We start from the raw sequence: 25358 nt of genomic DNA on the forward strand, positions 1-25358 counted from the left end.
TGCTCACCGCTTATCGATATTTTGTTGATTTGCTTACCATATCAACAAACACCGCAGAGATGGCAGGACTTTCCCCCGCATGATACCGATACCGAACCGGATTTTGCGTTTCCGAGCTCTTTCAACAGAAAGGATTTCCGGATACCGTGGTCTATGAAATCCCATGGAAACAATTCATTCTCCGGGCGTACTCTGTATACAAAAAAATCGGGATTCACGGGGGATGATTTCAACGTTTTGCGCCAATTGCCCCGATTGCCGGCGCACAGCTCCAACACATCTGAAACCCGGCGGTCTCCACGGGACAGTAAGGCCTGGATATATGACCATCTTGGCGTTCCCGAATAGACACGCACATTCGAGACGCTACCCAGATCGCGTTGAATTTTTTTTATTTTCTGTTTAATCTCCGTCAATTCATTCATTGGCACCCATTGAAAGGGAGTAAACGGTTTTGGCACAAAGGGATTAACGCTGACGGTGATCTCTCCGATTCGTTTTCTTGCCCTGCTGGATTTCAAAAAGCAATGCTTGATTTTTCTGCACAGCGCTGAAATCGCTTCCACATCATCCATCGTCTCTTCCGGAAGCCCGATCATAAAATACAGTTTAAGATTGGGAATTCCCGCAGCGACCAGTGCTTCGGCAGCATGAAGGATCTGCTCTTCGGTCAGCCCCTTGTTGATGATATTTCTCATTCGCTGAGATCCGGCATCCGGGGCTATGGTTGCCGTCTTCACCCCGCTGTAGGAAAGCGCCGATATCAGATCATCATCAAGCGCATCCGCCCGGAGCGAACTGAAGGACAGCGTGACATGCTGCTGAGCCACCTGACGGCACAATTCGCCAATACCCGGAAGATCCGATACCGCCGCGCCGACAAGCCCGATTTTATCGGTTATCGATGCACCGTGTTCGATACATTGCCGGAGCAGCGAAATCGGCCTGAATCTGGGAGGTCGATAAATATAGCCGGCACTGCAAAATCGGCAGCCGTGAGGGCATCCCCTGCTGACTTCAATCAGATAGGTCTGATCAAACGTTGTTTCCGGGGTCAGAATACTGCTGCAGGTGGACAGACGGGTCAGATCCTTCACGCATACCCGCTTGATTTTCACAGGCACATCGGCTCTCGGTTCAAAAGATTGAAGCGTGCCATCCTTATGATAGATCGCCGTATACAATGCCGGAACATATACACCCGGCACTTCCCGGGCCAGCAAGCGCAGCATGGGGTCCCGATCGGCATCCGGATCAAACACATCGATGAATCCGGGAAGAATCTCTTCCGCCTCACCGATCATAAAACAGTCGATAAACGCTGAAACCGGCTCTGGATTTATCCAGCAGGCAACCCCCCCTGCAATAATCAGCGGGTGGGGATAATTTCTACCGGATGATCCCAAGGGCAATTTTGACGTTTCGAGAATGGTCAGTATATTGGGAAAATCATTTTCAAACGAAACGGAAAACGCAACGACATCAAATTCACTCAGCAACCGGCCGTGTTCAAGGCTTCGTACCGGACGCCCTTCATCATCAGGTTCCGGCAAAAAGGCTCTGTCACAGACCACATCATCATACTCATTCAGCAGACGGTACACCGTCTGAAATCCGAGATTGGACATACCAATATGATATCGATTCGGATAGACGACAGCAATCCGGATACGATTTTGCCAGCTCTTTCGAATTGTTCCGGTTTCCTTTTCAAGAAACCTGCGGTCTGCATGTTGCGTTTTAGAAACCATTATCGTCTGTGTTTCAAAGCTTTCCCTTCATTGTCACCAGTGACCATCTCAGACGGATACAAATCGGCCGCTGTTAACCGAAGCGTGTTTTTATGAAAAATTTTAAAACCGTTTACCACGAAGGCTAATCAGCCTTTCTTCGCAGAAATGTCGGGATCTCTAAATCACTGTTATCGATAACAAGCCCCTTGTGATTGATTTGAACGGTCCCCGATGGATCTCCAACCGCCTGCTTGTAACGAATGAAGGTGGGTTCATCATAATTGACGGCCCGCTGCATGTCCGCCGGGGTCACATCCCTGACCCTGCCTCTGGCTAATGTGCTGCTGATCTTATCTGCCGCAACCGTTTCAGGGCCCGAACCGATTCCGGTGGCAATCACGGTTACATGCATTTCATCCCCCAGGGAATCATCAATCACCGTACCCCAGATGATCTCTGCCTCATCTCCGACCTCATCATAAATGCGTTCGGATGCCTGAGTCATCTCTTCCATCGTCAGGCCACTGGAACAGGTGATATTCATCAATACCCCCTTGGCTCCGGAAATGGAGATATCCTCGAGAAGCGGATGGGAAATGGCATTTTCTGCCGCTTCAATGGCACGGTTTTTACCACTGGCAATCCCGATACCCATAATGGCCATTCCGGATTTTGCCATGGTAGTTTTGACATCGGCAAAATCAAGATTCACCAGGCCCGGCATCATGATCAGGTCGGTAATGCCCCGGACAGACTGAAGCAGAATTTCATCGGCCTTTTTGAACATCTCAATCAGCGTCGCATCTTTACTGGCAAGACCTCTGAGTCGATCATTGGGAATGATAATAACCGTATCCGCCACTTCTTTCAATGCGTTGATACCTTCTTCGGCCTGGCGGTTGCGCTTTTTACCCTCGAAGGAAAACGGCCGGGTCACAACCGCTACCGTCAGCGCACCGACTTCCTTACCGATTTCAGCGATGACCGATGCCGCCCCGGTTCCGGTCCCGCCGCCGAATCCGGCCGTGATAAATACCATATGGCTGCCCTGAAGGGCTTCCTTGATCGCCTCCTTATTTTCAATCGCTGCCTGCCGTCCGATTTCAGGGTTAGCCCCGGCGCCAAGGCCCTCGGTCAGCTTTTCTCCGATCTGAATCTTGACCGACGCATTGGAAACGTCCAACGCCTGACAATCGGTATTCGCCACGATAAATTTAACCCCCAGAAGGTTGGAGTCGATCATGTTGTTGATTGCGTTTCCACCCGCTCCACCTACTCCGACCACCTTGATTCTCGCCGTTTTTTCATTCTCCACATATGTGAACATTATCCTTCACCTCCTGTTCATTGCGTTTTATTCAAACCGCGTAAAGCTGCCTGTAAAACGAATTTAACTGCACCGGAATTCCATTGTGTCAAATGACTTCTTTAAACCATTTTTTCATGCGCCCCATTACCCGGTTAAATATATTCCGATCACGAATCCTGAAATTTTTCTTGTCCTGATTTTTAGCGCCATACAACACCAGGCCCACGCCGGTAGCATACATGGGATTGTTAACGACATCCACCAAGCCGCTGATACCGATGGGCTTTCCAAGCCGGGCCGGTACATGCAGAACCGATTCGGCTATATCCGTTACGCCTTCCAGCAACGCAGCGCCCCCGGTGACAACCACCCCTGAAGCCACCATGTTTTCCATTTGAGCTCTGTAAACCTCTCTTTTGATGAGCGTAAAGATTTCTTCCATTCGGGGTTCAAGAATTTCAGATAAAATCTGCCGCGGAAGCTTTCTCGGTTTACGGCCTCCCAAGCCGGGCACTTCAATGGTTTCTTCGGCACTGATATTCCGGCAGCTGCATATTCCGTACTTTATCTTGATTTTTTCGGCATCGGCCACCGGCGCCCGTAATCCGATTGCAATATCATTGGTCAGGTTATCCCCTCCCAATGCCAGCACAAAGGTGTGCCGGATATTCTTACCGGAAAATACTGCCAGATCCGTCGTGCCGCCACCGATATCCAGAAGCGCTGTCCCCAGCTCCTTTTCTTCCTCCGTCAACACCGCCTCACCGGATGCCAGTGATTCCAAAACAATATCACAGACATCGAGCCCCGCACGGTTTGCGCATTTGACGATATTATGCGCAGAGGTCACAGCACCGGTGACAATATGAATTTTGGCTTCGAGCCTCACCCCGGACATGCCGACCGGATTCTGAATCCCGACCTGATCATCCACAATAAACTCCTGCGGAAGCACATGAATCACTTCCCGGTCCATCGGAATGGCTACAGCCCGTGCGGCATCGATGACCCGGTCCACATCGTTCTGGACAATTTCGGTCCCTTTTACCGCAATAATCCCCCGGCTGTTGAATCCCGAGATATGCCCACCGGCGATGCCAGCGTAGACCGATGAAATTTCGCAACCGGCCATCAATTCGGCTTCTTCGACGGCTTTTTTTATTGATTCAACGGTCGATTCTATATTGACGACGACCCCTTTTCGAAGGCCAACAGAAGGATGGCTACCGATACCGATAATGTTGATATTCCTGCCCGTAACTTCTCCCACTACGGCGCATATCTTCGTAGTACCGATATCAAGGCCGACGACAATTTCTCCCTGCCCCTGCAAATTATACCTCCTTATGGTTTCCGATGTTGGGTTCAGCGCTTACCGGACGTAAAATAACCCGATCCCGGTTATCCAGATCAATTTCCATAAAATCCGGAACCTCCGGCGATTGTTTGACGTAAGAAAAAATCTGTTCAAGCGTCTGGTATTTACCGGGATAATCACTGTAACCCAGCCGTATGGCTTTGGTTTCTTCAAATGCATAGAGGGTGATTCCCAGTTCACGGTCCACCTGAATTTTTTTTATCATCCGGTTTGGAAGAATACTGCCCGGCTGCCGGCCCAGCTGCAGCACCGCCATTGCGGCTTGAAACGTTGAGGCCGGGGCGATACCGGGTTCATGGATATCCGAAAAATCAAGTCCGCTGATGATTGGCAGCTGATCGGGATCCGAAGCCTCCCATCGCTTAAAAATTTCTCCGCCTGTATTGACCAGAAATTTCTCTCCCAGATCTGCAATGGCAACCGCCTGATGCTCTGTGATCCCAATCGTCAGCTCGGAGGGCAGCTCCCGGCTGACCCGGGCATCTTTTATCCATGGATGCGACAGGAGACGTTTTCTGGCAATCTTGAGATTAACGGAAAGAATATTGACTCCGTCAGTTATTTTTGCCTGTGTCATCACGTCTTTCCGGGACAGCCGTTCGACTCCCGTAATTTCAATATGCCGGGCCTTGAAAAACTCACACTGGGTGATCAGATCGTATCCGAAAACGAACCCGCAGCTCAACAATCCCACAAGCAAAATGCCGCATGCCCCCTTAACGCCTGTTTTCATTAGGCCCCATGTACAGAATCGCCTGTTTGCGGATTTGCGTTTGTACTGATTTTTCCGTATCCGTTTAGAATCCAATACGCTTTACCTCAGTTTCCAGTAAAATTCCGGACATGGCCAGAACCCGTTCCTGAACCAGGCTCATCAACGCCATCATATCCGCGCAGGTCGCGTTGCCCCGATTAATGAAAAAATTGGCATGCGTCGCCGAAACTTCCGCGCCCCCGACGCTTGTCCCTTTCAACCCCGCCAGGTCAATCCATTCTCCGGCGGATCTGCCCGCCGCCGGATTTTTAAAAAAGCATCCGGCGCTTGCAACCCCCGAAGGCTGTGTGTTGCGCCGCATGCGCAGCATTTCTCGGGCTGTTATCCTGAGCTGTACAGGATCTGAAAGATGAAAAACCAGATCCGCCTCCACGATCACAGGGTCAGAAGGCCCCTGTTCCTTATCTCGCTCAAAAACCAGCTGACGGTATTGAAAGATCAGATCGCTTCTGTCAAGTCGATTGATCCGACCATCGGGCATCAGCACCGTTACCCGCTGAAGAATCCCCTCCACCGCACCTGCCCGGGTACCGGCATTCATCATGATGGCGCCGCCAAGTGTCCCGGGTATGCCCATTGCAAACGTCACCCCGCCCCATCCCTGCCGGATGGCATACCAGCATAATTTCTGCAGATCCATCCCCGCCCCTGCGGTAACCAGAATCGAGTCGTTGCGGATTTCCGTACGGATCACCCGGCTGAGGCATCTTTTCATCCCGATGACAATCCCGGGAATCCCCGCATCGGTCACGAGAATATTGGTCCCGCCCCCGACAATGGTACATGGAATCCGATGATCCCCGGCCCATACAATCAGCGCGGAGACATCTTCGAATCGTTCCGGCAGTAAAAAGGCTTCCGCCGGACCTCCAATCTGAAGCGAGGTATGCCGCGCCATGGGCTCGTTAAACCGAACGAGACTGCCAAACCGGCTTTCAAGCCACTGCTTTGCTGTCCTATTCATCGACACGTAACTGTGCCAGCAAGGCTTCCCCGACTTTCCAGACATCTCCCGCACCCAGAGTCAGCACAATATCGCCCGCTTCAACGATTCCCCTGACCAAGGACACGGCGGAATCAAAATTTTCTGAATCCCTGACATCTTTATGCCCATGTAAACGAATGGCATTGCTTAACTTATGACTGTCAACTCCCGGCAAGGGCGGTTCGCTGGCCGGATAAATGGGCAGTACAATCAATATGTCAGTCTGATAAAAGGACCTGACAAATTCATCAAACAACGCGCGGGTCCGCGTATACCGGTGAGGCTGAAATACGACCACTTTCCTCCGGTCCGGCCAGCATTCCTTGGCTGCGCAAAGGGTTGTTTTAATCTCCGTGGGATGATGGCCATAATCATCGACTACGGTAATCCCGTCGACCTGGCCTTTTATTTCCAATCGGCGCCCAACCCCCTGAAGCGTTTCCAGCGCCCCCTTGATGACATCAAAAGAAATGCCCAGTTCCCGGCCGACTGCAATACTGGCCATGGAATTGGATACATTATGAATCCCGGGCAGATTCAAGGTAATATCCCCGAGCGGTTCACCCGAGTGAAAAACGCTGAAATGGCTTTTCAGCCCTTCAAACCGAATTTTCTTTGCCTGAAAGTCAGCCTGAGGACTCAATCCGTATGTGGTAAACCGTTTTTTTATTCTGGGTATCAAATCCTGAATGGGCTCGTTATCCAGACACAGAACCGCCAGTCCGTAAAACGGAACCCTTTGAATAAAATTGAGAAACGTTTCCTTGATAGCGTTCAGATCCTTGTAATAATCCAGATGTTCCCTGTCTATGTTCGTAACGACGGCAATCGTGGGGGACATCTTTAAAAAAGATCCGTCGCTTTCATCGGCTTCCGCTACAACAAAATTCCCCTTGCCGAGCAGCGCATTGGTCCCGATACTTTTGAGCATTCCCCCATTGATCACGGTAGGCTCCAGGCCCCCTTTATCCAATACAGCGGCAATGATGGACGTTGTGGTGGTTTTACCATGTGCGCCGGCAATAGCCACGCTGAATTTCATCAGGCGCATCAGTTCGGAGAGCATTTCCGCTCTGGGGATCACCGGGATCGAAGATTCCCTGGCCGCAACGACTTCACAATTATCAGGAGATATGGCGGACGAGACGACCACCACATCCGCCCCGCGGATCTGTTCTGCCAAATGACCGGTCCAGAGGGTTCCGCCCAGACGTTCGAGCCGCCGGGTAATGTCCGAGGCCTTCAGATCAGATCCGGATACCGTATATCCCAGCGTCAGAAGAAGTTCGGCAATTCCGCTCATGCCAATGCCGCCGATTCCCACAAAGTGTATATGATAGTTGTTAAGGTACATAGATTGTCAGTTCATTGTTTAAAATGTTAGTTTTGGTCATGTGATTACCGCGTCCCGCTCATTTTCAAGCGGCTGGAAGCCTCTTCTGGCTGAAGCTCAGAGCAAGAATGTCCCGGGCGGCATCAGGCCTTGCGAAGGTCTGGACGCGGGATGCCATCCGTATCAGCGCCTTCGGGTCAGAGACAAAATACCGGATTCTGCCGGCAAGGAGTTCACCCGTTAGCTCCGTTTCCAAAATCAGTTCTGCCGCACCCCGGTCAGCCAGGCTGCGGGCATTGAGTTCCTGATGATTGTCGGCCGCATAGGGAAACGGAATGAATACCGCCGGCTTTCCAATGGCTGTAATTTCGGCCACAGTGGTCGCTCCGGCCCGGCATATGACCAGATCCGCTTTCCGGTATTGACTGGCCATATCACCGAAAAAAGCTCTCACATCCCCCTTCATCCCCAGGGCTGAATACCGCTTCCGGACAACGTCTTCATCCAGTTCCCCGGTCTGGTGAATCAGAAAAAACCGGTCTTTTTTCTCAATATGTTCCAGTGCGTCCAGAAGCGTCATATTGATGCGGTGGGCACCCTGACTGCCGCCGATAATCAGGACGGTAAAAGGTTTTTCAGCCGCCGGCTCCCGGATCCGACCGGACGTTTCCAGGAACTCTTTTCTCACCGGATTTCCGGTTATCACCGCCTTTTCCGGATTTATCCCCCGCGGGATTGAATCAAACGAGAGACATATCCGGTATGCCAGCCGGGCCAGAATCCGGTTGGTCATTCCGGCAATGATATTCTGTTCATGAATCACGACCCGGATGCCAAGCAGCCACGCCGCCAATGCGACCGGTCCGGAGGAATACCCGCCGACGCCGATGACCACGGCGGGTTTAAACTGTTTCAATATCCGGATCGATTCCAGAACCGCCCCGGGTATTTTTATTGCTGACAAAAACTGATCCAGCCGCCCTTTGCCTTTGAGTCCTTTGACGGAAATCCGCCTGAGATCAAACCTTTTTCCGGCCAGAGCAGATACCTCAAGGGGCCGGCCGGTACTGACAAAAAGGACCCGGTTTCCAGGATCTTTTTCACGGAACGCTTCAGCGATCGCAATGCCAGGGAACAGATGCCCCCCGGTCCCTCCGCCGGCGATGACGATAGCCGAACCACCTTCCGGAGAGGCTTTATCCCCGCGTACCCCTCGATTGCCGCACAATGTCTGTCTGTTCATCTGGCTTTCGCTGCTCCGATATTCATCAATATCCCGACCGATGCCATGTTCATCAGCAGGGATGTCCCCCCGTAGCTGAGAAACGGGAGCGTCAACCCCTTTGTCGGCAACAGGCCCAGGGCCACCCCCATGTTCACGCACACCTGAAGACCGATGGCTGTGGTAAGACCGATGGCCATAAACGAGCCGAACAGATCCCGGGCATTTCTGGCAATGCTGATTCCCTTGAATATGATCAGCAGATACAGTGCCATAATGATGCAAATACCCAGCAAGCCCACTTCTTCACCGATCACGGAGAAAATGAAATCCGTATGCGGCTCCGGAAGATAAAACAGTTTCTGATACCCGTTTCCGATGCCCTTTCCCCAGACTCCCCCGGAGCCGAACGCCATCAGGGAATGAACGATCTGATAGCCCTCATCGGTCGAATACTTCCATGGATCAATAAAGCTCATCAGTCGCCTGAGCCGGTACGGTGCATGAATCGCACAGGCATACCCGACGGGTATCAGACACGCAACAGAGACCAATAGATATTTGATCCTGACCCCCGCGACAAACATCATCACCCAGGTAATGACCGCGAGAATGACCACTGAACCAAAATCCGGCTGCAGCAGTATCGGAACGCTCAACAGGCTCAGAACCAGAACATGCGGCACAAATCCAATGGAAAACTCCCGTATGGCATCGGTCTTCCTGCTGAGTGAATAGGCCAGGAAAACGACCAGGGCCAGACGAACAAATTCGGACGGCTGAAACGTAAAGCTGCCGAGCCGGAGCCACCGGGCAGCCCCACCGGCACTTAATCCGAATCCGGTCAGCTCAACAGCCAGAAGCGCAATAATCGCAACCAGCAGCATCGGATAGGTCAGCAGTCGATACATCGGATACGGAATATGCCGGCAGGCTAACAAAATCATGAAACCTGCAACCGAAAACAGAACCTGCTTTTTAATAAAATAATAATCGGTCCCGAATTTTTTCAATGCCAGCGCTGAGCTTGCACTGTAGACCATCACCAATCCAATGCCCACAAGAAACATCACGGCAAACAGCAGCGCCACATCGTATGGACTGCCGGAGGCGGCCGAATCGGCGTTAACCGGAGTATCCTGTTCTATTGGCTTTTGCATCGAAGCGCTTCAACTGCCTTTCGAAAAATGTTTCCCCGATGACCGTAGCTGTCAAACATATCAAAGCTTGAACAGGCTGGAGACAGCACCACGGCATCTCCTGAAGACGCACAGTCCGATGCGAGGCGCAGTGCATCGGACATGGACGAGGCGCTCAGTGATGGCACGGCCTTTCCTATAGCGTTTAAAATGTCTTCCCGGGCTTCTCCCATGACAACCAGCTGTTTGACACGGGCCTTGATCAACGGTTCAAGCAGTGAAAAGTCTGAACCCTTGTTTCGTCCGCCCATAATGAGAACCACCGGCTTTTCCAATGATTCAAGCGCCTTTGCCACGGCAGCCACATTGGTGGCCTTGGAATCGTTCACATACTCCACGCCGTTGATGACAGCGACAGACTCCAGCCGGTGAGGAAGGCTTTCAAACCGGCTCATCGCCGTTTCAATCCCTTCCGGTGTGGCACCGGCTGCCAGCGATGCCAGCGATGCGGCGGCCACATTCTCCAGGTTGTGTCTGCCCAGATGTTCCGCACAGGAGATCCTGATTCGGCAGGTACGTTCCGGGCCCATCCGGAACAGCATATGCCCGCCATCCATGACAACGCCATATTCGGACTCCGGGCAGCCGTTAAACCACAAACGGCGGCTTCGGATGGAACCGGCAATAGCGCGGACTGACGCATCTGAGCCGTTTAATACGGCCTGATCATCCGGATGCTGGTTTTCAAAAATCCGGGCTTTTGAGCGGATATATCCGCCGAAATCCGGGTACCGGTCCATGTGGTCTTCGGCAATATTGAGCAAAACGGCCACCGAGGGCCGGAAAGTGTCGATGGTATCGAGCTGAAAACTGCTCAGTTCGACAACGACGATATCCGCCTTTTCATCACCGTCGACATAACCGATCAGGGGGTTTCCGATATTGCCCCCAACAAATACCTTCTTTCCCGAGCATCTGAGCATCTCGCCCACCATGGTCGTTGTGGTGGTTTTACCGTTGGTTCCGGTGACAGCAACAATGGGCTCTCCGATAAACCGGGACGCCAGCTCGATCTCGCCAATGACCGGAACCCCCTTTTTCCGGGCCCGGTTGACCGGCTCGATGGTATGCGGCACACCGGGACTGAGCACAATCAAATCCGCGGTCTCAAACGTTTTAACCTGATGCCCGCCCAGCTCCTGCCGGATATCCAGGCCCTTGAGCTGTTCCAGTTTCTCTTTCAACGCCTTTTCACCGGCCATGTCAGTGACGGTGACCCGGGCATGCCTGCGGGATAAAAACCGGGCCGCTGAGATGCCGGATTTACCCAGGCCGACAATGACAATATGCTTTCCTTGAATATTCATATCCAGTTTCACCAACTATCTGAGTTTTAACGTGCTGATGGAAATCAGCGCCAGAATGATCGAAATAATCCAGAACCTCACACATACCTTGGGTTCCGGCCATCCTTTGAGTTCAAAATGATGATGCAGGGGCGCCATTCTGAAAATCCGGCGTCCGTTTGTCATCTTGAAAAAACCTACCTGAAAAATGACCGACAACGCTTCGATAACAAACAGCCCCCCCACCAGAACCAGCAGAATCTCCTGTTTCGTGATGACCGCCACGGTACCGATCGCGCCTCCCAGCGAAAGGGAGCCGACATCGCCCATAAAAATCTGCGCCGGGTAGGTGTTAAACCATAAAAACCCCAGACCGGCCCCGGCCATGGCCCCGCAGAATACAGCCAGTTCACCGCTGCCGGCAACATAGGTGATCTGCAGATAATCCGCAATTCTGACGTGCCCCGCCACATAGGCAAATACCATATACGTGACTGCCGTTATGATCACGGGACCAATCGCCAGGCCATCGAGCCCGTCGGTTAAATTGACGGCATTGGAGGTGCCGACAATCACCAGCACGGCAAAAAAAATATACCCCCATCCCAAATCCGGTGACAGGCCCTTGAAAAACGGAACGGTCACCCGTGTATTGAGATCGAAAAACGAGAACAGTAACACGCCGGCCACCAGAGCCGTAACCGTCTGCAGAACAAGCTTGCTTCTGGCACTCAGGCCCTTGCTTTGTTTACGGATCACCTTCAGATAATCATCGGCAAAGCCGATCAAACCGTATCCGGCCGTAATCAGCAGAACGATCCAGATATAACGATTCGTCAGATTGGTCCACAGCAGCGTTGACATACAAATGGAACCGATGATCAGGACGCCTCCCATGGTTGGGGTCCCGTTTTTTTTCAAATGACTCTGAGGCCCGTCATCTCTGACATATTGTCCAATCTGCAACTGCGTCAGTTTCCGAATGACCCAGGGTCCCAGAAGCACACAGACCAAAAACGACGTCAGACCGGCATAAATGGTCCGAAAAGTAATGTATTTGAATACATTTAAAGCAGATACGGTTGTATGGAGCGGATACAGCAAATGGTACAGCATAATTATTTATATCACAGCATCAATGTGTTATTTTTTCAGGATGCCCTGCCCGCATTGGAATTCATGCCCCGCAGGCCATCAACGATTTTTTCCATTTTTATTGAACGGGAGCCTTTGATCAGCACCCAGTCCCCCGGCTCAAGCCATTTTTGCAGATCGGCCTCAATGGCTTCCCGGCTTCCGATAAAAATGCTGCCGGAAGCCATGTGCGCCTGCTGAGCGCCTTCGGCTACCGCATATGCAAAATCTCCAGTCACGTACAGTCTTGAAATACCGGATGCGGCTGCCACCCCCCCGATTTTACGGTGAAGGGCTTCTGATTGCGCCCCGAGTTCGCGCATGTCACCGGCCACAAGAATGCCCCTGCCTTTTCCTTTCAGGGATTCGAGTGTCCGGATTGCCGCTTCCATGGAGCGGGGATTGGCATTATAGGTATCATCGATCACATGAACCTGTCGGTTCGCCATAAACACGTTCATTCTCTGGCGAACCGGTTTGAACGCTTCAAGTCCGGCTTTGATATCCCCGGCCGACAGACCCCGGGCATATCCGGCGGCGGCTGCGGCAAGCGCATTGGACACCATAAACAGGCCCGGGGTATCGAGTGTTACGGGCACACGGTCACCTGGCAGCTCAAGGACAAACGAAACGCAGGATGCGTCCTGGTTCACCGAAGATGCCCGGATGTCGGCCGTCGGTGACATGCCAAAGCAGAGGCGTTGACCGTTAAAAGCTGCCGCCAGACGCATGACGTTCGGATCATCCGCATTGAACACGGCCGTGCCTTCCGGTTTGATATGTTCCAGCAGCTCACCCTTGGCCCGCATCACGCCCTCGATGGAGCCGAGGCCTTCCAGATGCACCGGCCCGATGTTGATAATCACGCCGATGTCAGGCTGACAAATTTGAGCCAGACGGCGGATTTCTCCCGGATGGTTCATACCGAGCTCGAGAATCGCCAGCTCATGCTGACAAGCGAGCCGGAGAAGCGTCAGGGGAAGTCCGATCAGATTGTTATAATTGCCCTGGGTTGACAGGGTATTCACGTGCCCGGAAAACACCGATACCGCCATTTCCCTGGTGGTGGTTTTGCCGCATGAACCGGTAATGGCAATGACCGGAGCCCTTGTCCTTTCGAGATTAAATGCCGCCAGATCTCCCAGTGCCCTTGTGGTATCATCCACTGCTATGCAGACAACCCGGTCCTGTTCCAGCCGGTCCAGCCCCGGATCAAGGGTCTCATGCCGGCTCACCACTATCCCCCTCCTGACACCCGGCGTCAGAATATCCCGGATAAACCGGTGGCCGTCATGAACCTCTCCCCGGATGGCAACGAACACATCATCGGCTGATATCCGGCGCGAATCAATGCTCACGCCTGAAAACCGCTGCCGGATATCTCCGCACAGCAGCGTGCCCCCTGATGCGTTCAGGATCTCTTCCGCGGTCCATGGTATGAGTTTAATGTGAGTCATCCTCTTCCCTCAACACCCGTCCGGCTTCCTCCACATCATTAAAGTGAGTCCGGGTGGTGCCAATGATCTGATAGGTTTCATGCCCCTTACCCGCAATCAGGACGGTATCGCCTTTGGCCGCCGTCCGTATCGCCCCTTCAATGGCGCGTCTGCGGTCGGGTTCGACCACATAGCCTTTTTTCTGAATGCCGGGTCCCATTTCTGACGGCATATACTCCCCGGGACTTGTCTTCCGGGCGCCTTCCCGGACCTCATCTATAATATCCAGGGGATTTTCCGTCCTCGGGTTATCCGAGGTGATCACGGCAAGATCACACAGCCTGCCCGCAATGGCGCCCATCTCAGACCGCTTGGATCTGTCCCGGTCCCCGCCGCACCCAAATACGCATATCAGCCTGCCGGTGGTTATGGCGGTTAACGAGGTCAGTACATGTTCCAGCGCATCGGGCGTATGCGCATAGTCCACATACACGAATTTCCCGCAATGATTTGAAACCGGCTCCAGGCGTCCCGGAACGAGGGTGACGGTTTCAATGCCCCTTTTAATCACGGCCGGTGGAATGCGCAGCGCCGTGCTGACCGCAGCGGCGCAAAGGATGTTTTCAAGATTGTGTTCCCCGACCAGCGGCGATCGGAATTGAAACCGCCCCGCAGGCGTTAAGATCGTTCCCTCCATCCCGCTCAAACTGTGGCTGACCCCTTCCGGATAAATCTCATTGTGCGCTGACTGTCCGCTGGTCAGCTTCGACAGGGTCAGAATGTCTGAAAGTTCCCTGCCCCTGGCATCATTGCAGTTGATGACTGCCACGGCGCTGTCCCGTTTGGGACCGGCCGTCAGATATTCCGTAAACAGCCGTTTTTTGCAGGCCCAGTAATTGTCCATATTTCCGTGATAATCATGATGGTCATGGGTCAGATTGGTAAATACCCCGATATCCATCCAGCAATGGTCGATCCGGTACAGATCGATGGCATGCGAGGATACTTCCAGGACCACATGCGTCACCCCGGCCCCTGCCATTTCAGCCAGAATGCGTTGAAGATCGACCGCCTCAGGGGTTGTCATGGGATTGTCAAAGCTCCGGCCCCCATAGCGATAATTGACCGTTCCGATGACGCCCGCCTTGAATCCGGCCTGCATCAGAATGTTTTCAATCAGATAAGATGTGGTCGTCTTTCCGTTGGTCCCCGTTATACCAATTATACACAGCCGTTGCGACGGATTGCCGTAAAACGCGGCCGCAAGCGCCGACAACGCCTGCCGGGAGTGTTCAACCTCGATCAGGATCGTATCTTTTTCAACCGGCTTTTCTGCTACAATCGCCACGGCTCCCCTGGCCAAAGCATCATCAATAAAATCGTGCCCGTCCGCCTTGAAACCCGGCACAGCGACAAACAGCCCGCCCGGCTGGACATCCTGGGCCCGGTAATGAATTGAGCCGATATCCGGATCCGGGTCAATCCCGCCGAAGTTCAATCCATCACAGAAGTGTAAAGCAGTTGTACCGTTCAGCCTTTTGGGCGTCAGTGCGCTGACAAGCCTGGAGAGTTTCACCCGTTCACCTCGTTTCCCAGTAAGGCCGTCAACCTGTCAGCTGCGGTCTCAGGAGGTATATTCATGTATCCCAGTGTTTTCTGGGCAATCCGTTTAAATACCGGCCCGGCGACAACGCCCCCATAGTGCTGGCCCCGGGGTTCATCAATGACCACCAGAATGGCCAGCCGGGGAACTTCGGCTGGCACAAGCCCCAGAAAGGATGCCACATATTTTCCTTTCGCATACGTTCCGGTTTCATCGACCTTCTGAGCGGTTCCGGTCTTACCGCACGCCGAATATCCTTCGAGAATCGCCTGCCTGCCGGTTCCTTCCGTGTCAACCACAGTTTTCATTATCCCCCGGACCGTTCGGGCAGTTGCCGGTGAGATCACCCGCCGGGCCTCCTGTGGACTAAAGCTTTTGGTCAAGGCGCCATTGGGATCGGTTATCGCCTGAACAATATACGGTTTCATCCGTACCCCGTCGTTGGCAATCGCACAGGCGGCGGTAATGAGCTGAATGGCCGAAACCGAAACCCCCTGGCCAAAAGCGATGGCGCCCGCGTCGATTCTGGACCATCGGTTCAACGGAATCAGGCTTCCGGAGGTTTCTCCCGGACAGTCGATACCGGTTTTAGCCCCGAATCCAAATTTCAACAAATTATCATACAACGCCTCAGGACCAATTTTCTCGGCGACTTTCATCGCACCGATATTGCTCGAATATTTAACGATCTGCTGCAGTGACAGCCAGCCGTAAGCATGCGTGTCATGAACCACATTTGTCCCAATCCGGTAGGCGCCGTTTTCACAAAAAAAGATGGTACCCGACGCGCACTGGCCGCCCTCCAGCGCCGCAGCCGCACTGAATATTTTCATGGTGGAGCCGGGTTCAAACGGATCGGTTATGGCTCGATTCCTCCAGGTTTGCTTTTCGAATTTACCAAACGCATTCGGGTTGAAAAACGGATAATTTGCCAGCGCCAGAACGGCCCCCGTCTGCGGAACCATGACAATGGCCATTCCGGATTTTGCGGAAAACTCATCCACCGCATCCTTCAAAGCCGATTCGACAATGAACTGAACCGTGCGGTCAATGGTCAGAATCAGGTTGCTGCCCCCCACATCCTGATTCCGGTTTTCAGTATTAAATATATGCCCAAATGCATCGGCCAGCACCGGAATTTTCCCGGCATCTCCTTTCAGGTAACTGTCGTAACTGAATTCAATGCCTTCCAGGCCATGGCCATCGATGCCGGAAAAACCCAATATCTGTGCCGCAAGCATCGTATTGGGATAAAACCGGCTGTGTTCGGAAACGAACTCGACACCCTCAAGATTCAGTTCCGCGACCTTTGCGGCTTCCTTGGGCGTCGCCTGCCGTTTTACCCATACAAACGCCCGTTTCGATGACAGTTCCCGTTCCAGCGACTTTCTGCCAATCTGTAACGTTTTGGAAAGCACAGCGGCAGCTTCCGACGCATGGCCGATTTTACCGGGATATGCCCCGATCGATGTGCCGTCAATGGTGACAGCCATTTCTCTGTGTCTGGCGTCAAAAATGCTACCACGTTTTCCATAAGCCGTCACAGACTTTTCATATTGCTGTTCGGCCTCACCCAAAAGCCACGATGCCCTGTAAATCTGCAGGTAACCGGCCCTGGCGCCAATAACGGCAAACAAAGCGGCAAAGACCAGCGCCACCACATTGATTCTTGATTTCAACTGTTTTTTTTGAACAGGCTTCATGGAATCACAATCATATTCTCTGCGGTAGGCATAACCAACCCGAGCTGTTTCGAAGCAATCCGGGCAATCCGGTTCGGTGATTTTAAACGCGCCAGCTCAATTTTCAAATTTTTCTGCCGCCTGATCAGTTTCTCACATTGCTGAGATTCTTTTGTAATCTCATATCCGATCCGGATACACTGAACCCGGCACCAGGCGTAACAGAACAACTCCCCGAGAAAAACAACCATAATCAGCATCCATACAGCGGTCAGTTTCGGATTTCGATTATACATTTTTTTCTTTTGATTCACAGGTTCAGCTCCCAGACTGCCCATCAAGTTCCAATGGCCCGATTACAGCTTTTCCATCACTCTGAGTTTTGCGCTTCTGGCCATGGGGTTATCGGCGATTTCAGCCGCAGAGGGTATCAATGGCTTTCGGGTCAATCGGCGAACCTGTGGCCGATTGCCACACATGCACACCGGAAAATCAGGAGGACAGGTACAGCCTTTTTCAAGGTCCCTGATTCGGTGTTTGACAATGCGGTCTTCAAGTGAGTGAAACGTCAGCACACAGAGACGGCCTTCAGGATTCAACAGTTCCGCCACATGACTCATGAAATCATCGATCCGCTCAAGCTCTCTGTTCACTGCAATTCTGAGCGCCATAAATACCCGGGTGGCCGGATGGATACGCCGGGTCATCTGCGCTTTTACAGGAATCGAATCGCATACGATCTGAGTCAGCTGACGGCTGGTACGGATCCGTCCCGTAATTCGTTCTTTTACAATCCGGCGGGCAATCCTCCTCGCCCAGCGTTCTTCACCGTAACGAAAAAATATGTTGCTCAGCTCATCCTCTTCAAGGGTGTTCACCAGGTCTTCAGCCGTCACATCAGTTTGAATATCCATACGCATATCCAGAGGCTCATCTTTTCGGAAGCTGAATCCTCTTCCACTTCCTTCTATGTGGTGTAACGACAGACCGAGATCGAGAACAATACCGTCAACGGCATCAATGAAAAGTTGAGATAAAATACGGGGAAGACTTGTAAAGTTGTCATGAAGCAGATGAATGTTTGATGAGTATGGCTTCAATATTTTTTCGGCATTTTCAATGGCATCCATGTCCTGATCGATTCCGATCAGGATACCGTCAGGGGAAATGCGCTCCAATATTTTCCTGGCGTGACCGGCCCCGCCCAACGTGCAGTCAACATAAATTTTACCCGGACGGCAGTTGAGGTAATTGACCACCTCATTTGGCATCACCGAAACATGTCGGTATATCATAAAATCAAAGTCCCAGTTGTGTTATTTCGTTTCTGACCTCCTCCTTTCTCATATCTTCTTCCAGAAATTCATTTTCCTTATCCCAGTTATCCCGGGACCAGATCTCAAAATGATCCAGAACGCCGACAAGCACGGCGTCTTTTCCCAGCTGGGCATATGTCTTTAAAAACGGAGGAATCAGAATCCGACCCTGTTTATCAAAGGTACATTCAACCGCGCCACCCAGAAACACTCTTCTGAAACGACGCATCATATCACTTTTTTCGGCCATGGACAGTATTCTCTTTTCAATGTTGCTCCATTCCTCGAGCGAATAGGCAACCAGACACAAATCCATTTTGGATACCATGATGGAATTTGAAAAACCGTTACCTTTCAATACATCCCGGAATCTTGCCGGAACGATAATACGGCTTTTGTCATCTATTGTGTGAAAGGAGCATCCTCGAAACATATTGTCCATAATCCCCACTATGTGCCACCTAGTTTGATATAAGAGTATATTTTCAAATACCTGTCAAGAAAAATATTATTATTTTATACTAGTTAGCATTGTGGTGCCTTGTGGGGTCCGGTCTCGCACCATCCGCAAAAAGATGAGCCTCTTGAGCATTCCTTGACAACAAGCCATGGGAGCTGGTACTGTTTTTTCCAGCATTCATCTGGCCTATGCCAGGTGCACAGAAACAATAGCCCCTGACACTGCCGGATATGTATCGCTTTCGACTCCCTGACATGCAAAATCGGCAGCCTGAAAACCGCTGAATTTCAATTTCAACCAATCCATCCGGCATGCAGGATATTTTTAAGGCGGTTTCAATCAATCAAGCGCACGGGGGGGAAAACCAGAAATGATAGCGATCAGACAATTTCGATATTCGTCAGACAATTTTGGTTATCTCATTCATAACCAACGTTTTGCTATGGCGATAGATGCCGGCGCTGTTCAATCGATCCTTTCTTATATCAAGCACCATGGCCTTGAACTGAACTATGTCACCAATACGCACAGCCACACGGACCACACGTCCGGCAATGCAGCCGTTCTCAAGGCATCCGGTGCCAGATTCATACCGGCAGAAGAAATAGTCAGACTGCCGGCCATCGAATGGGAAGGACATCCAGTCCACATCTATCCGACCCCCGGGCACACGCACGATTCGATCTGCTTCCATATCGACAGTTTTTTAATTACCGGAGACACGCTGTTCAACGGCACGGTGGGTAACTGCTTTACCGGCGACCTGAAAGGATTTTATGACTCCATCAAGCGACTGATGTCATTGCCGGAAGACACCCGGGTATATGCCGGGCATGATTATGTCAAAAATGCCATGCACTTTGCAAAGCAACTCGAACCGGACAATTCAGCTATTGACCATTTTCTGCGCACATATAATCCAGCGAATGTGTATTCAACGCTGCATGACGAATTAAACATCAATCCGTATCTGAGATTTAACCAGAAAGGCATTATTTCCATCCTGGAAGCCAGAGGGCTGCCGGTCGACACGGAGTATCAGCGATGGGAATCGGTTATGCATTTGGAATAACAAAAAATTTTAATTTAAGCATCCTGCGGCCGTCGGCACCGGCCGTATACGGATTGTTTTCGAAAACCGGAAAAAATCATAACCACTGATGACGCATCCAAATGACACATCTATTCGAAGGGCATGAAAAAAAACTCGAGATCATTCTTCGCAAGCCTCAAGAGGGATTGCGCTGCAATCTGGACCAGCGGTGGAACAGGGTTGTCAGGGCCAGCGGAGCCGATATTCTCAGCAAAATTTCAAATTCATGCATGGATGCCTGGCTGCTGTCCGAATCCGGCCTTTTTGTCTGGGAAAACCGGATACGGATGATTACGTGCGGGAGAACCACCCTGACCGCTTCTCTGCCTGAAATTTTCCGATTCGTCGACCGCCGGAATATCGATTTTCTATTCTATGAACGGAAAAATATGATGTATCCTCATCAGCAGCCCTATGATTTTAAAGACGATGCCGCCTTTTTACAGTTTTATTCTCCGGGCAGCCGCTACCGGATCGGACCGGCCGACAGTGACCATATCCACCTGTTTCATTCTTGCCGGACCCGCAACCTCGACGGCCGGGATTCGACGTTTCAACTCCTGATGAGCGATATCGATCCCCGCCTGGAAAACATTTTTTCAGCTCAACCCGTGTCCTCCGGCTGCCAGACTGAAAAAACGTCGATACTAAAACAGCTTTATCCCGACATGGTTACCGACAGCTATTTTTTCTCTCCGTTCGGCTATTCACTCAATGCGATTCACAACGACTGTTATTTTACGGTTCATGTCACACCGCAGCCGCAAGGTTCTTATGCCAGCTTTGAAACCAATATTATGGAAACCGATTATTCATCCATTGGCCGTAAGGTTATCTCATTTTTTCATCCGAAAAAGTTTTCCCTGATCCTGACAACGAACATGACCCCGGCAAGCCTTCAATCTCGACCCGCTGCAACCCCGCTGTTCCCGGGCTACCATATTGCAGAAAAAGTTTTCTGTGAATTTGGCAGCGGCTTTGCGACCACCCTTGTCAATCAAGTCAAAACGCCCGTGGAACACTGATCTCCATGGCGATCAATAATCATACCCGAAAAATATAGTTCGCCTTGATGTTAGGGTTTACAACCCCGTCAAATATGGTATGAAAAGAGATTTACAACAGAATGGACAATGGTCGGGAGAAAGCCCGATGAGACGTAAAGGCAAAGAAATTCAATCTCAAAGCGATATCGAATCCATGACAGGAAAACGCTCACCATGAATCCGGCCGATAATGCCATAACCCGACCGGCAGACAGCGGCACGGAGGGGTGCGTCGAAACAGGCCATATGCCTGAAGCCGATTCGAAACCTCCTCTCGATCAGATCAAGACGATTGCCAGCCGGCTGTTTGAAGGGGCCCGCGGGAGCCACGACTGGGACCATACCCTCAGGGTATGCCGCCTGTGTGAGCATATCGGCCCGGCCGAAGCGGCAGATATGGACACCCTCATGATTGCCGCCTACCTTCATGATATCGGCCGCTGTTATCAGGATCGGTCTGAAGGCGCCGTATGTCATGCCGACAAGGGCGCTCAAATGGCATGGCCCCTGATCCGGCGGCTTGCGCTTTCCAAGGAACAAAAGTTGAACATCATCCACTGCATCCGGTCCCACCGGTTCCGCGGCAGCCACGCTCCGGAGACGACGGAGGCAAAAGTGCTGTTTGACGCGGACAAGCTGGATTCCATCGGCGCCATCGGCGTCGCCCGGGCGTATCTGTTTGCCGGTGAGATCGGGGCAAAGCTTCACAATCCGGACATCCCTCCGGAAGATGCGCGGGCCTATTCGGCAGATGATACCGGCTACAGGGAATTTAAAGTAAAATTATGCAACATCAAAAACCGCATATTGACACGGGAAGGCCGGAAACTGGCAGATGAGCGACACGAATTCATGGAAGCATTTTTCAACCGATTTTTAAAAGAATATGAAGGGATCCGATAGCTATCATGAGCATTAACATTGTTGATAAAATTGACGAACGCGTAATGGTCAACCGCGTACTGGTGAGCGTCTCGGACAAAACCGGCCTTGAAACGCTGATACCGCAGCTGCTGGCGATCAATCCGAAAATGAAATTTTTTTCAACCGGTGGCACATACACCCGAATCAAAGGCTTTTTAGGCGATGCGGCCGATGCATGTCTGACCCAGGTGCCGGACTATACCGGACAGCCGGAAACCCAGGGGGGACTGGTCAAGACGCTGGACTTTAAAATCTATCTCGGGCTGCTGACCGAAACGTATAATGACGCCCACCGGCAGGACCTGAACCGGACACTTTCGGTTCCTATCGACATGGTGGTTGTCAACCTGTATCCGTTCCGGGAAACGATCGCCAGGCCAGACGTTACCGCCGAACAGGCCCGTGGCAATATCGATATCGGCGGCCCGTGCATGATCCGGGCCTCTGCAAAAAATTTTCTCAGAGTAGCGGCGGTGGTCGACCCCTCTGATTATGACATGATCATTTCGGAAATGAAGGCCGCCGCCGGCATGACCTCCCTTGAACTCCGCTTCCGGCTTGCCCGAAAAGCCTTTGATCATACCGCCGCCTACGATCGCGCCATCGCTGATTATCTGACAGATGTGGCGTTTGAAGAGGTAAGCGGTTGTTATAACCGCTGAAAAAAGTGTAAGATAAGCGTATCTTAAAAAACAAACGGCTGTAACGGCTTTAAGGGAGATAACACATGGCTGAAGATCTTAAAAAAATGTATAAAACCATTATGGATGATCACTTTCCGTCCCGGATGGAAATCAGCTTTGTCGATAAAGACAATCGGCAGACGCTGTTTTATGAAAAAGGACTGTGGACCATTGACGGTGTCCAAAAAGGGCTCAGGTACGGCGAAAATCCGGGGCAGGAAGCCGCATTGTACAAACTGGTAAACGGCAACCTCGTTCTGGGGCAAACCGAAACCATACAGCCGGGCCAGTACCTGGCTTCAGATGTCGAGCTGCTGCAGTCCGGCAAACATCCGGGCAAAACCAACCTGACCGATGCGGACAACGCCCTCAATATTTTACGCTATTTTACGGACAAACCCACCGTGGCGATTGTCAAACATAACAACCCCTGCGGCGTTGCCCGTGCAGATTCCCTGGCAGCGGCCTACGGCAAAGCCTACATGGCTGACCGGATTGCCGCCTTCGGCGGATGTATCGCCCTGAACCGTCCGGTTGACAAAACCACAGCCGGGGCCATTATCAAACAGTATGCCGAAGTGGTCGTAGCGCCTGATTTTGAAGATGGCGTGCTGGATATGTTCGCAAAGAAAAAAAATCTGAGAGTGATCCGTATCGGCAATATCAACCGACTGCAGGACTTTGTCGGCAAGCGGTTTGTGGACTTCAAAAGTCTGATTGACGGTGGAATCATTGCCCAGTGGTCGTTTGTCCCCACCACCCGGACCAGAAAAGACCTCAAACCGGCCGAATGTGACTACAAGAACGCCCGATACCGGATCAACCGGCAGCCGACCGATCAGGAATATGACGACATGCTTTTCGGCTGGCTGGTTGAAGCCGGCGTCACATCCAATTCCGTAATTTATGTCAAAGACTCGGTCACCGTCGGCATCGGAACCGGAGAGCAGGACCGGGTCGGTGTGGCGGAAATTGCAAGAGACAAAGCCTACCGGAAACTGGCAGACCGCTACTGCTTTGAACTGCACGGCGTCGCTTACAATGACCTGAACGATCCGGACAAAAAAGCGGAAATCGACAACCGGGTGGCCCTGGAAAAAGGCGGACTCATCGGCTCGGCCATGGTCAGCGATGCATTTTTCCCCTTCCGTGACGGGGTGGATGTCGGAATCCGGGAAGGCGTTACATCAATCATCCAGCCGGGCGGGTCCCTGAATGACTACCAGTCCATCGAAGCATGCAACGAAGCCGGTGTCACCATGGTGTATACGGGCCAGAGAAGCTTCAGGCACTGAGGGTTAAGGGTTAAAAAACGTTAAAACAAAAAACAGTCAACTTTTTTGTTTTTTTGGGCTTGATCATATCTTCACATTGCCCCGGCATCTTTTACCCGGATCGTGCAGTGTCGTACGCCGGAAACGCGCGAGACGCCGCAGCGACGCGTACGAAAATATGATCAAGCCCGTTTTTTTAAAATCAGCTATCAGCTGCATTCAGATATATCAAACCCCACGGAAACATGTTACGCAACCGTCATTTTTAGATTTTCCGGACGGATGAGGGAGGGTCGGATGATTCGTATTACAGCGGTTTACGGAAGCCCCAGACGCAAAGGCAACACCGCCACCCTGCTGCAGCATGCGGTCCGGGGGGCCAGAGATGCCGGCGCGCATGTTGACGAAGTCGTTCTTCGGGATCTGAAGATATCGCCCTGCCTTGAAATTTACGCATGCAGGGAAAATGGCCGCTGCGCCATTCAGGATGATTTCCAGCAGATCGAGCAAAAGATCACCGCGGCGCAGGGAATCATGCTGGCCTCACCCGTGTTCTTCTATTCGGTCAGCGCCCATGCCAAGATGTTTATCGACCGGTGCCAGTCCCTGTGGGTAAAAAAATACCGGATTGATCAAACCGTCTTTGGCCAGTGGACGCCCAGGCGTAAAGGCCTTTTCATATCTGCCGGCGCCACGAAAGGCAAAAAACTTTTTGACGGCGTACTGCTCACGATCAGATATTTCTTCGACGTCTGGGATACCTGTCTGTGGAAGTCCCTGCTCTACCGGGGCCTTGATCTTGAAAAAGATGTGCTGGAGCACCCGGACTATCTTGCCGAAGCCTATGAAACCGGAAAAGCCATGGTCAAAGCAATCGAAAATGATATCATATCCGAGACAGCGGATTGATGAGCGCGCCGTCCGGACCGGACCGCTTCACGATCACCCGTTTTCAGGAGTTAGACCATTTATGATTACCACTGCAGAGACTGTCTACGTCCCTGACACATCCACCGTCTGCAAGCGTCCGCTGTTCATGGTACCGGTAGCCGCGGGGTTTCCCTCTCCGGCCGAAGATTACATCGAAGGCAGACTGGACCTGAACCGGCACCTGATCAAACACCCGGCCGCCACTTTCTTTGTGAGGGTCACGGGCGATTCCATGATCAATGCCGGCATCCACGCCGGAGACATCCTGATTGTCGACCGGGCCATCGAACCTGTCGATAAAAAGGTGGTCATAGCCGTTATTGACGGGGAACTGACGGTCAAACGGATCCGTATCGTAAAAGGCAGCATCTCCCTGATACCTGAAAATGACCAGTACCAACCGATTCAGATCAAAGAGAATATGGAATTTCCTATGAACCCAAATAACGGTTGGGTTTTATTATATCAGATGGTTACATCTGAATTAATGCCATACTTTATCATATTACGAAACATTTGCTTTACTATATTTTTCTACCTTATTGAATTACACAAAA

The 25358-nt window shown here is 51.8% G+C and carries 23 protein-coding genes; 7 read left to right on the top strand and 16 right to left on the bottom strand.

The genetic code is table 11. From position 1 onward, the window contains the following. Positions 1 to 41: 41 nt before the first annotated feature. From PHQ97_09675 to mraZ, 16 genes are all read right to left on the bottom strand, one after another. Positions 42 to 1751: a radical SAM protein gene (locus PHQ97_09675; GenBank protein ID MDD4392998.1), complete on the bottom strand. Its 1710-nt coding sequence runs from the start codon at positions 1749 to 1751 to the stop codon at positions 42 to 44. A 124-nt stretch (positions 1752 to 1875) separates the two neighbouring features. Beyond that, positions 1876 to 3063: a cell division protein FtsZ gene (ftsZ, locus tag PHQ97_09680; protein ID MDD4392999.1), complete on the bottom strand. Its 1188-nt coding sequence runs from the start codon at positions 3061 to 3063 to the stop codon at positions 1876 to 1878. 85 nt (positions 3064 to 3148) lie between these two features. After that, positions 3149 to 4375: a cell division protein FtsA gene (ftsA, locus tag PHQ97_09685; protein MDD4393000.1), complete on the bottom strand. Its 1227-nt coding sequence runs from the start codon at positions 4373 to 4375 to the stop codon at positions 3149 to 3151. Between the two features lies 1 nt (position 4376). Beyond that, positions 4377 to 5153 (bottom strand): FtsQ-type POTRA domain-containing protein, encoded by a 777-nt coding sequence (locus PHQ97_09690; protein MDD4393001.1) that lies wholly within the window; start codon positions 5151 to 5153, stop codon positions 4377 to 4379. Between the two features lie 64 nt (positions 5154 to 5217). Beyond that, the gene (gene murB, locus PHQ97_09695; protein MDD4393002.1) at positions 5218 to 6159 is read right to left on the bottom strand and encodes a UDP-N-acetylmuramate dehydrogenase; all 942 of its coding nucleotides are present in this window, start codon (positions 6157 to 6159) and stop codon (positions 5218 to 5220) included. Further along, entirely contained in the window at positions 6152 to 7534 is a 1383-nt protein-coding gene (gene murC / locus PHQ97_09700; protein MDD4393003.1) for a UDP-N-acetylmuramate--L-alanine ligase, read from the bottom strand. The genes murB and murC overlap by 8 nt, the downstream gene beginning before the upstream one ends. Before the next feature lie 64 nt (positions 7535 to 7598). Continuing rightward, positions 7599 to 8756, bottom strand: a complete 1158-nt coding sequence (gene murG / locus PHQ97_09705; GenBank protein ID MDD4393004.1) for an undecaprenyldiphospho-muramoylpentapeptide beta-N-acetylglucosaminyltransferase — start codon at positions 8754 to 8756, stop codon at positions 7599 to 7601. Next, positions 8753 to 9895 (bottom strand): putative lipid II flippase FtsW, encoded by a 1143-nt coding sequence (gene ftsW, locus PHQ97_09710; GenBank protein MDD4393005.1) that lies wholly within the window; start codon positions 9893 to 9895, stop codon positions 8753 to 8755. The genes murG and ftsW overlap by 4 nt, the downstream gene beginning before the upstream one ends. Next, on the bottom strand, positions 9880 to 11241 hold the full coding sequence (gene murD / locus PHQ97_09715; GenBank protein MDD4393006.1) for a UDP-N-acetylmuramoyl-L-alanine--D-glutamate ligase: 1362 nt from the start codon (positions 11239 to 11241) through the stop codon (positions 9880 to 9882). Before murD ends, ftsW begins: the two co-directional genes overlap by 16 nt. Positions 11242 to 11256: 15 nt before the next feature. After that, complete coding sequence (gene mraY, locus PHQ97_09720) at positions 11257 to 12336, bottom strand: phospho-N-acetylmuramoyl-pentapeptide-transferase (protein MDD4393007.1); 1080 nt, start codon at positions 12334 to 12336, stop codon at positions 11257 to 11259. A gap of 35 nt (positions 12337 to 12371) precedes the next feature. After that, the gene (locus PHQ97_09725; GenBank protein ID MDD4393008.1) at positions 12372 to 13811 is read right to left on the bottom strand and encodes a UDP-N-acetylmuramoyl-tripeptide--D-alanyl-D-alanine ligase; all 1440 of its coding nucleotides are present in this window, start codon (positions 13809 to 13811) and stop codon (positions 12372 to 12374) included. After that, positions 13798 to 15366, bottom strand: coding sequence for a UDP-N-acetylmuramoyl-L-alanyl-D-glutamate--2,6-diaminopimelate ligase (locus PHQ97_09730; protein MDD4393009.1), 1569 nt, complete (start codon positions 15364 to 15366; stop codon positions 13798 to 13800). The genes PHQ97_09725 and PHQ97_09730 overlap by 14 nt, the downstream gene beginning before the upstream one ends. Beyond that, positions 15363 to 17096 (bottom strand): penicillin-binding protein 2, encoded by a 1734-nt coding sequence (locus PHQ97_09735; GenBank protein ID MDD4393010.1) that lies wholly within the window; start codon positions 17094 to 17096, stop codon positions 15363 to 15365. Before PHQ97_09735 ends, PHQ97_09730 begins: the two co-directional genes overlap by 4 nt. Beyond that, a complete protein-coding gene (locus PHQ97_09740) occupies positions 17093 to 17389 on the bottom strand; it encodes a cell division protein FtsL (GenBank protein MDD4393011.1) in 297 nt (98 codons plus the stop codon). Before PHQ97_09740 ends, PHQ97_09735 begins: the two co-directional genes overlap by 4 nt. Positions 17390 to 17431: 42 nt before the next feature. Then, positions 17432 to 18370 (bottom strand): 16S rRNA (cytosine(1402)-N(4))-methyltransferase RsmH, encoded by a 939-nt coding sequence (gene rsmH / locus PHQ97_09745; GenBank protein MDD4393012.1) that lies wholly within the window; start codon positions 18368 to 18370, stop codon positions 17432 to 17434. Positions 18371 to 18374: 4 nt separating this feature from the next. Next, complete coding sequence (mraZ, locus tag PHQ97_09750) at positions 18375 to 18824, bottom strand: division/cell wall cluster transcriptional repressor MraZ (protein ID MDD4393013.1); 450 nt, start codon at positions 18822 to 18824, stop codon at positions 18375 to 18377. A 397-nt stretch (positions 18825 to 19221) separates the two neighbouring features. Here mraZ and PHQ97_09755 point away from each other — a divergent pair, with 397 nt between their 5' ends. From PHQ97_09755 to umuD, 7 genes are all read left to right on the top strand, one after another. Then, complete coding sequence (locus PHQ97_09755; protein MDD4393014.1) at positions 19222 to 19923, top strand: MBL fold metallo-hydrolase; 702 nt, start codon at positions 19222 to 19224, stop codon at positions 19921 to 19923. A 101-nt stretch (positions 19924 to 20024) separates the two neighbouring features. Then, positions 20025 to 20969, top strand: a complete 945-nt coding sequence (locus PHQ97_09760) for a hypothetical protein (GenBank protein ID MDD4393015.1) — start codon at positions 20025 to 20027, stop codon at positions 20967 to 20969. A 195-nt stretch (positions 20970 to 21164) separates the two neighbouring features. Next, on the top strand, positions 21165 to 21893 hold the full coding sequence (locus PHQ97_09765; GenBank protein MDD4393016.1) for an HD domain-containing protein: 729 nt from the start codon (positions 21165 to 21167) through the stop codon (positions 21891 to 21893). Between the two features lie 5 nt (positions 21894 to 21898). Then, positions 21899 to 22576, top strand: a complete 678-nt coding sequence (locus PHQ97_09770) for a hypothetical protein (GenBank protein MDD4393017.1) — start codon at positions 21899 to 21901, stop codon at positions 22574 to 22576. Between the two features lie 65 nt (positions 22577 to 22641). Continuing rightward, positions 22642 to 23892, top strand: a complete 1251-nt coding sequence (locus tag PHQ97_09775; GenBank protein ID MDD4393018.1) for an IMP cyclohydrolase — start codon at positions 22642 to 22644, stop codon at positions 23890 to 23892. 276 nt (positions 23893 to 24168) lie between these two features. After that, positions 24169 to 24780 (top strand): flavodoxin family protein, encoded by a 612-nt coding sequence (locus PHQ97_09780; protein MDD4393019.1) that lies wholly within the window; start codon positions 24169 to 24171, stop codon positions 24778 to 24780. 61 nt (positions 24781 to 24841) lie between these two features. Beyond that, positions 24842 to 25358: translesion error-prone DNA polymerase V autoproteolytic subunit (umuD, locus tag PHQ97_09785; protein ID MDD4393020.1), on the top strand; the 517-nt coding region annotated here is incomplete at its 3' end.

Source organism: Desulfobacterales bacterium (assembly GCA_028704555.1).
Classification (GTDB): Bacteria; Desulfobacterota; Desulfobacteria; order Desulfobacterales; family JAQWFD01; genus JAQWFD01.

Coding starts and splice junctions, on each gene's coding strand:
- PHQ97_09755 (MDD4393014.1), top strand. CDS start 19,222: ATGATAGCGATCAGACAATTTCGATATTCGTCAGACAATTTTGGTTAT.
- murG (MDD4393004.1), bottom strand. CDS start 8,756: ATGAACAGACAGACATTGTGCGGCAATCGAGGGGTACGCGGGGATAAA.
- murB (MDD4393002.1), bottom strand. CDS start 6,159: ATGAATAGGACAGCAAAGCAGTGGCTTGAAAGCCGGTTTGGCAGTCTC.
- mraZ (MDD4393013.1), bottom strand. CDS start 18,824: ATGTTTCGAGGATGCTCCTTTCACACAATAGATGACAAAAGCCGTATT.
- PHQ97_09690 (MDD4393001.1), bottom strand. CDS start 5,153: ATGAAAACAGGCGTTAAGGGGGCATGCGGCATTTTGCTTGTGGGATTG.
- PHQ97_09760 (MDD4393015.1), top strand. CDS start 20,025: ATGACACATCTATTCGAAGGGCATGAAAAAAAACTCGAGATCATTCTT.
- murC (MDD4393003.1), bottom strand. CDS start 7,534: ATGTACCTTAACAACTATCATATACACTTTGTGGGAATCGGCGGCATT.
- PHQ97_09725 (MDD4393008.1), bottom strand. CDS start 13,811: ATGACTCACATTAAACTCATACCATGGACCGCGGAAGAGATCCTGAAC.
- rsmH (MDD4393012.1), bottom strand. CDS start 18,370: ATGATATACCGACATGTTTCGGTGATGCCAAATGAGGTGGTCAATTAC.
- PHQ97_09780 (MDD4393019.1), top strand. CDS start 24,169: ATGATTCGTATTACAGCGGTTTACGGAAGCCCCAGACGCAAAGGCAAC.
- PHQ97_09775 (MDD4393018.1), top strand. CDS start 22,642: ATGGCTGAAGATCTTAAAAAAATGTATAAAACCATTATGGATGATCAC.
- PHQ97_09770 (MDD4393017.1), top strand. CDS start 21,899: ATGAGCATTAACATTGTTGATAAAATTGACGAACGCGTAATGGTCAAC.
- PHQ97_09735 (MDD4393010.1), bottom strand. CDS start 17,096: ATGAAGCCTGTTCAAAAAAAACAGTTGAAATCAAGAATCAATGTGGTG.
- PHQ97_09765 (MDD4393016.1), top strand. CDS start 21,165: ATGAATCCGGCCGATAATGCCATAACCCGACCGGCAGACAGCGGCACG.
- murD (MDD4393006.1), bottom strand. CDS start 11,241: ATGAATATTCAAGGAAAGCATATTGTCATTGTCGGCCTGGGTAAATCC.
- mraY (MDD4393007.1), bottom strand. CDS start 12,336: ATGCTGTACCATTTGCTGTATCCGCTCCATACAACCGTATCTGCTTTA.
- ftsW (MDD4393005.1), bottom strand. CDS start 9,895: ATGCAAAAGCCAATAGAACAGGATACTCCGGTTAACGCCGATTCGGCC.
- PHQ97_09675 (MDD4392998.1), bottom strand. CDS start 1,751: ATGGTTTCTAAAACGCAACATGCAGACCGCAGGTTTCTTGAAAAGGAA.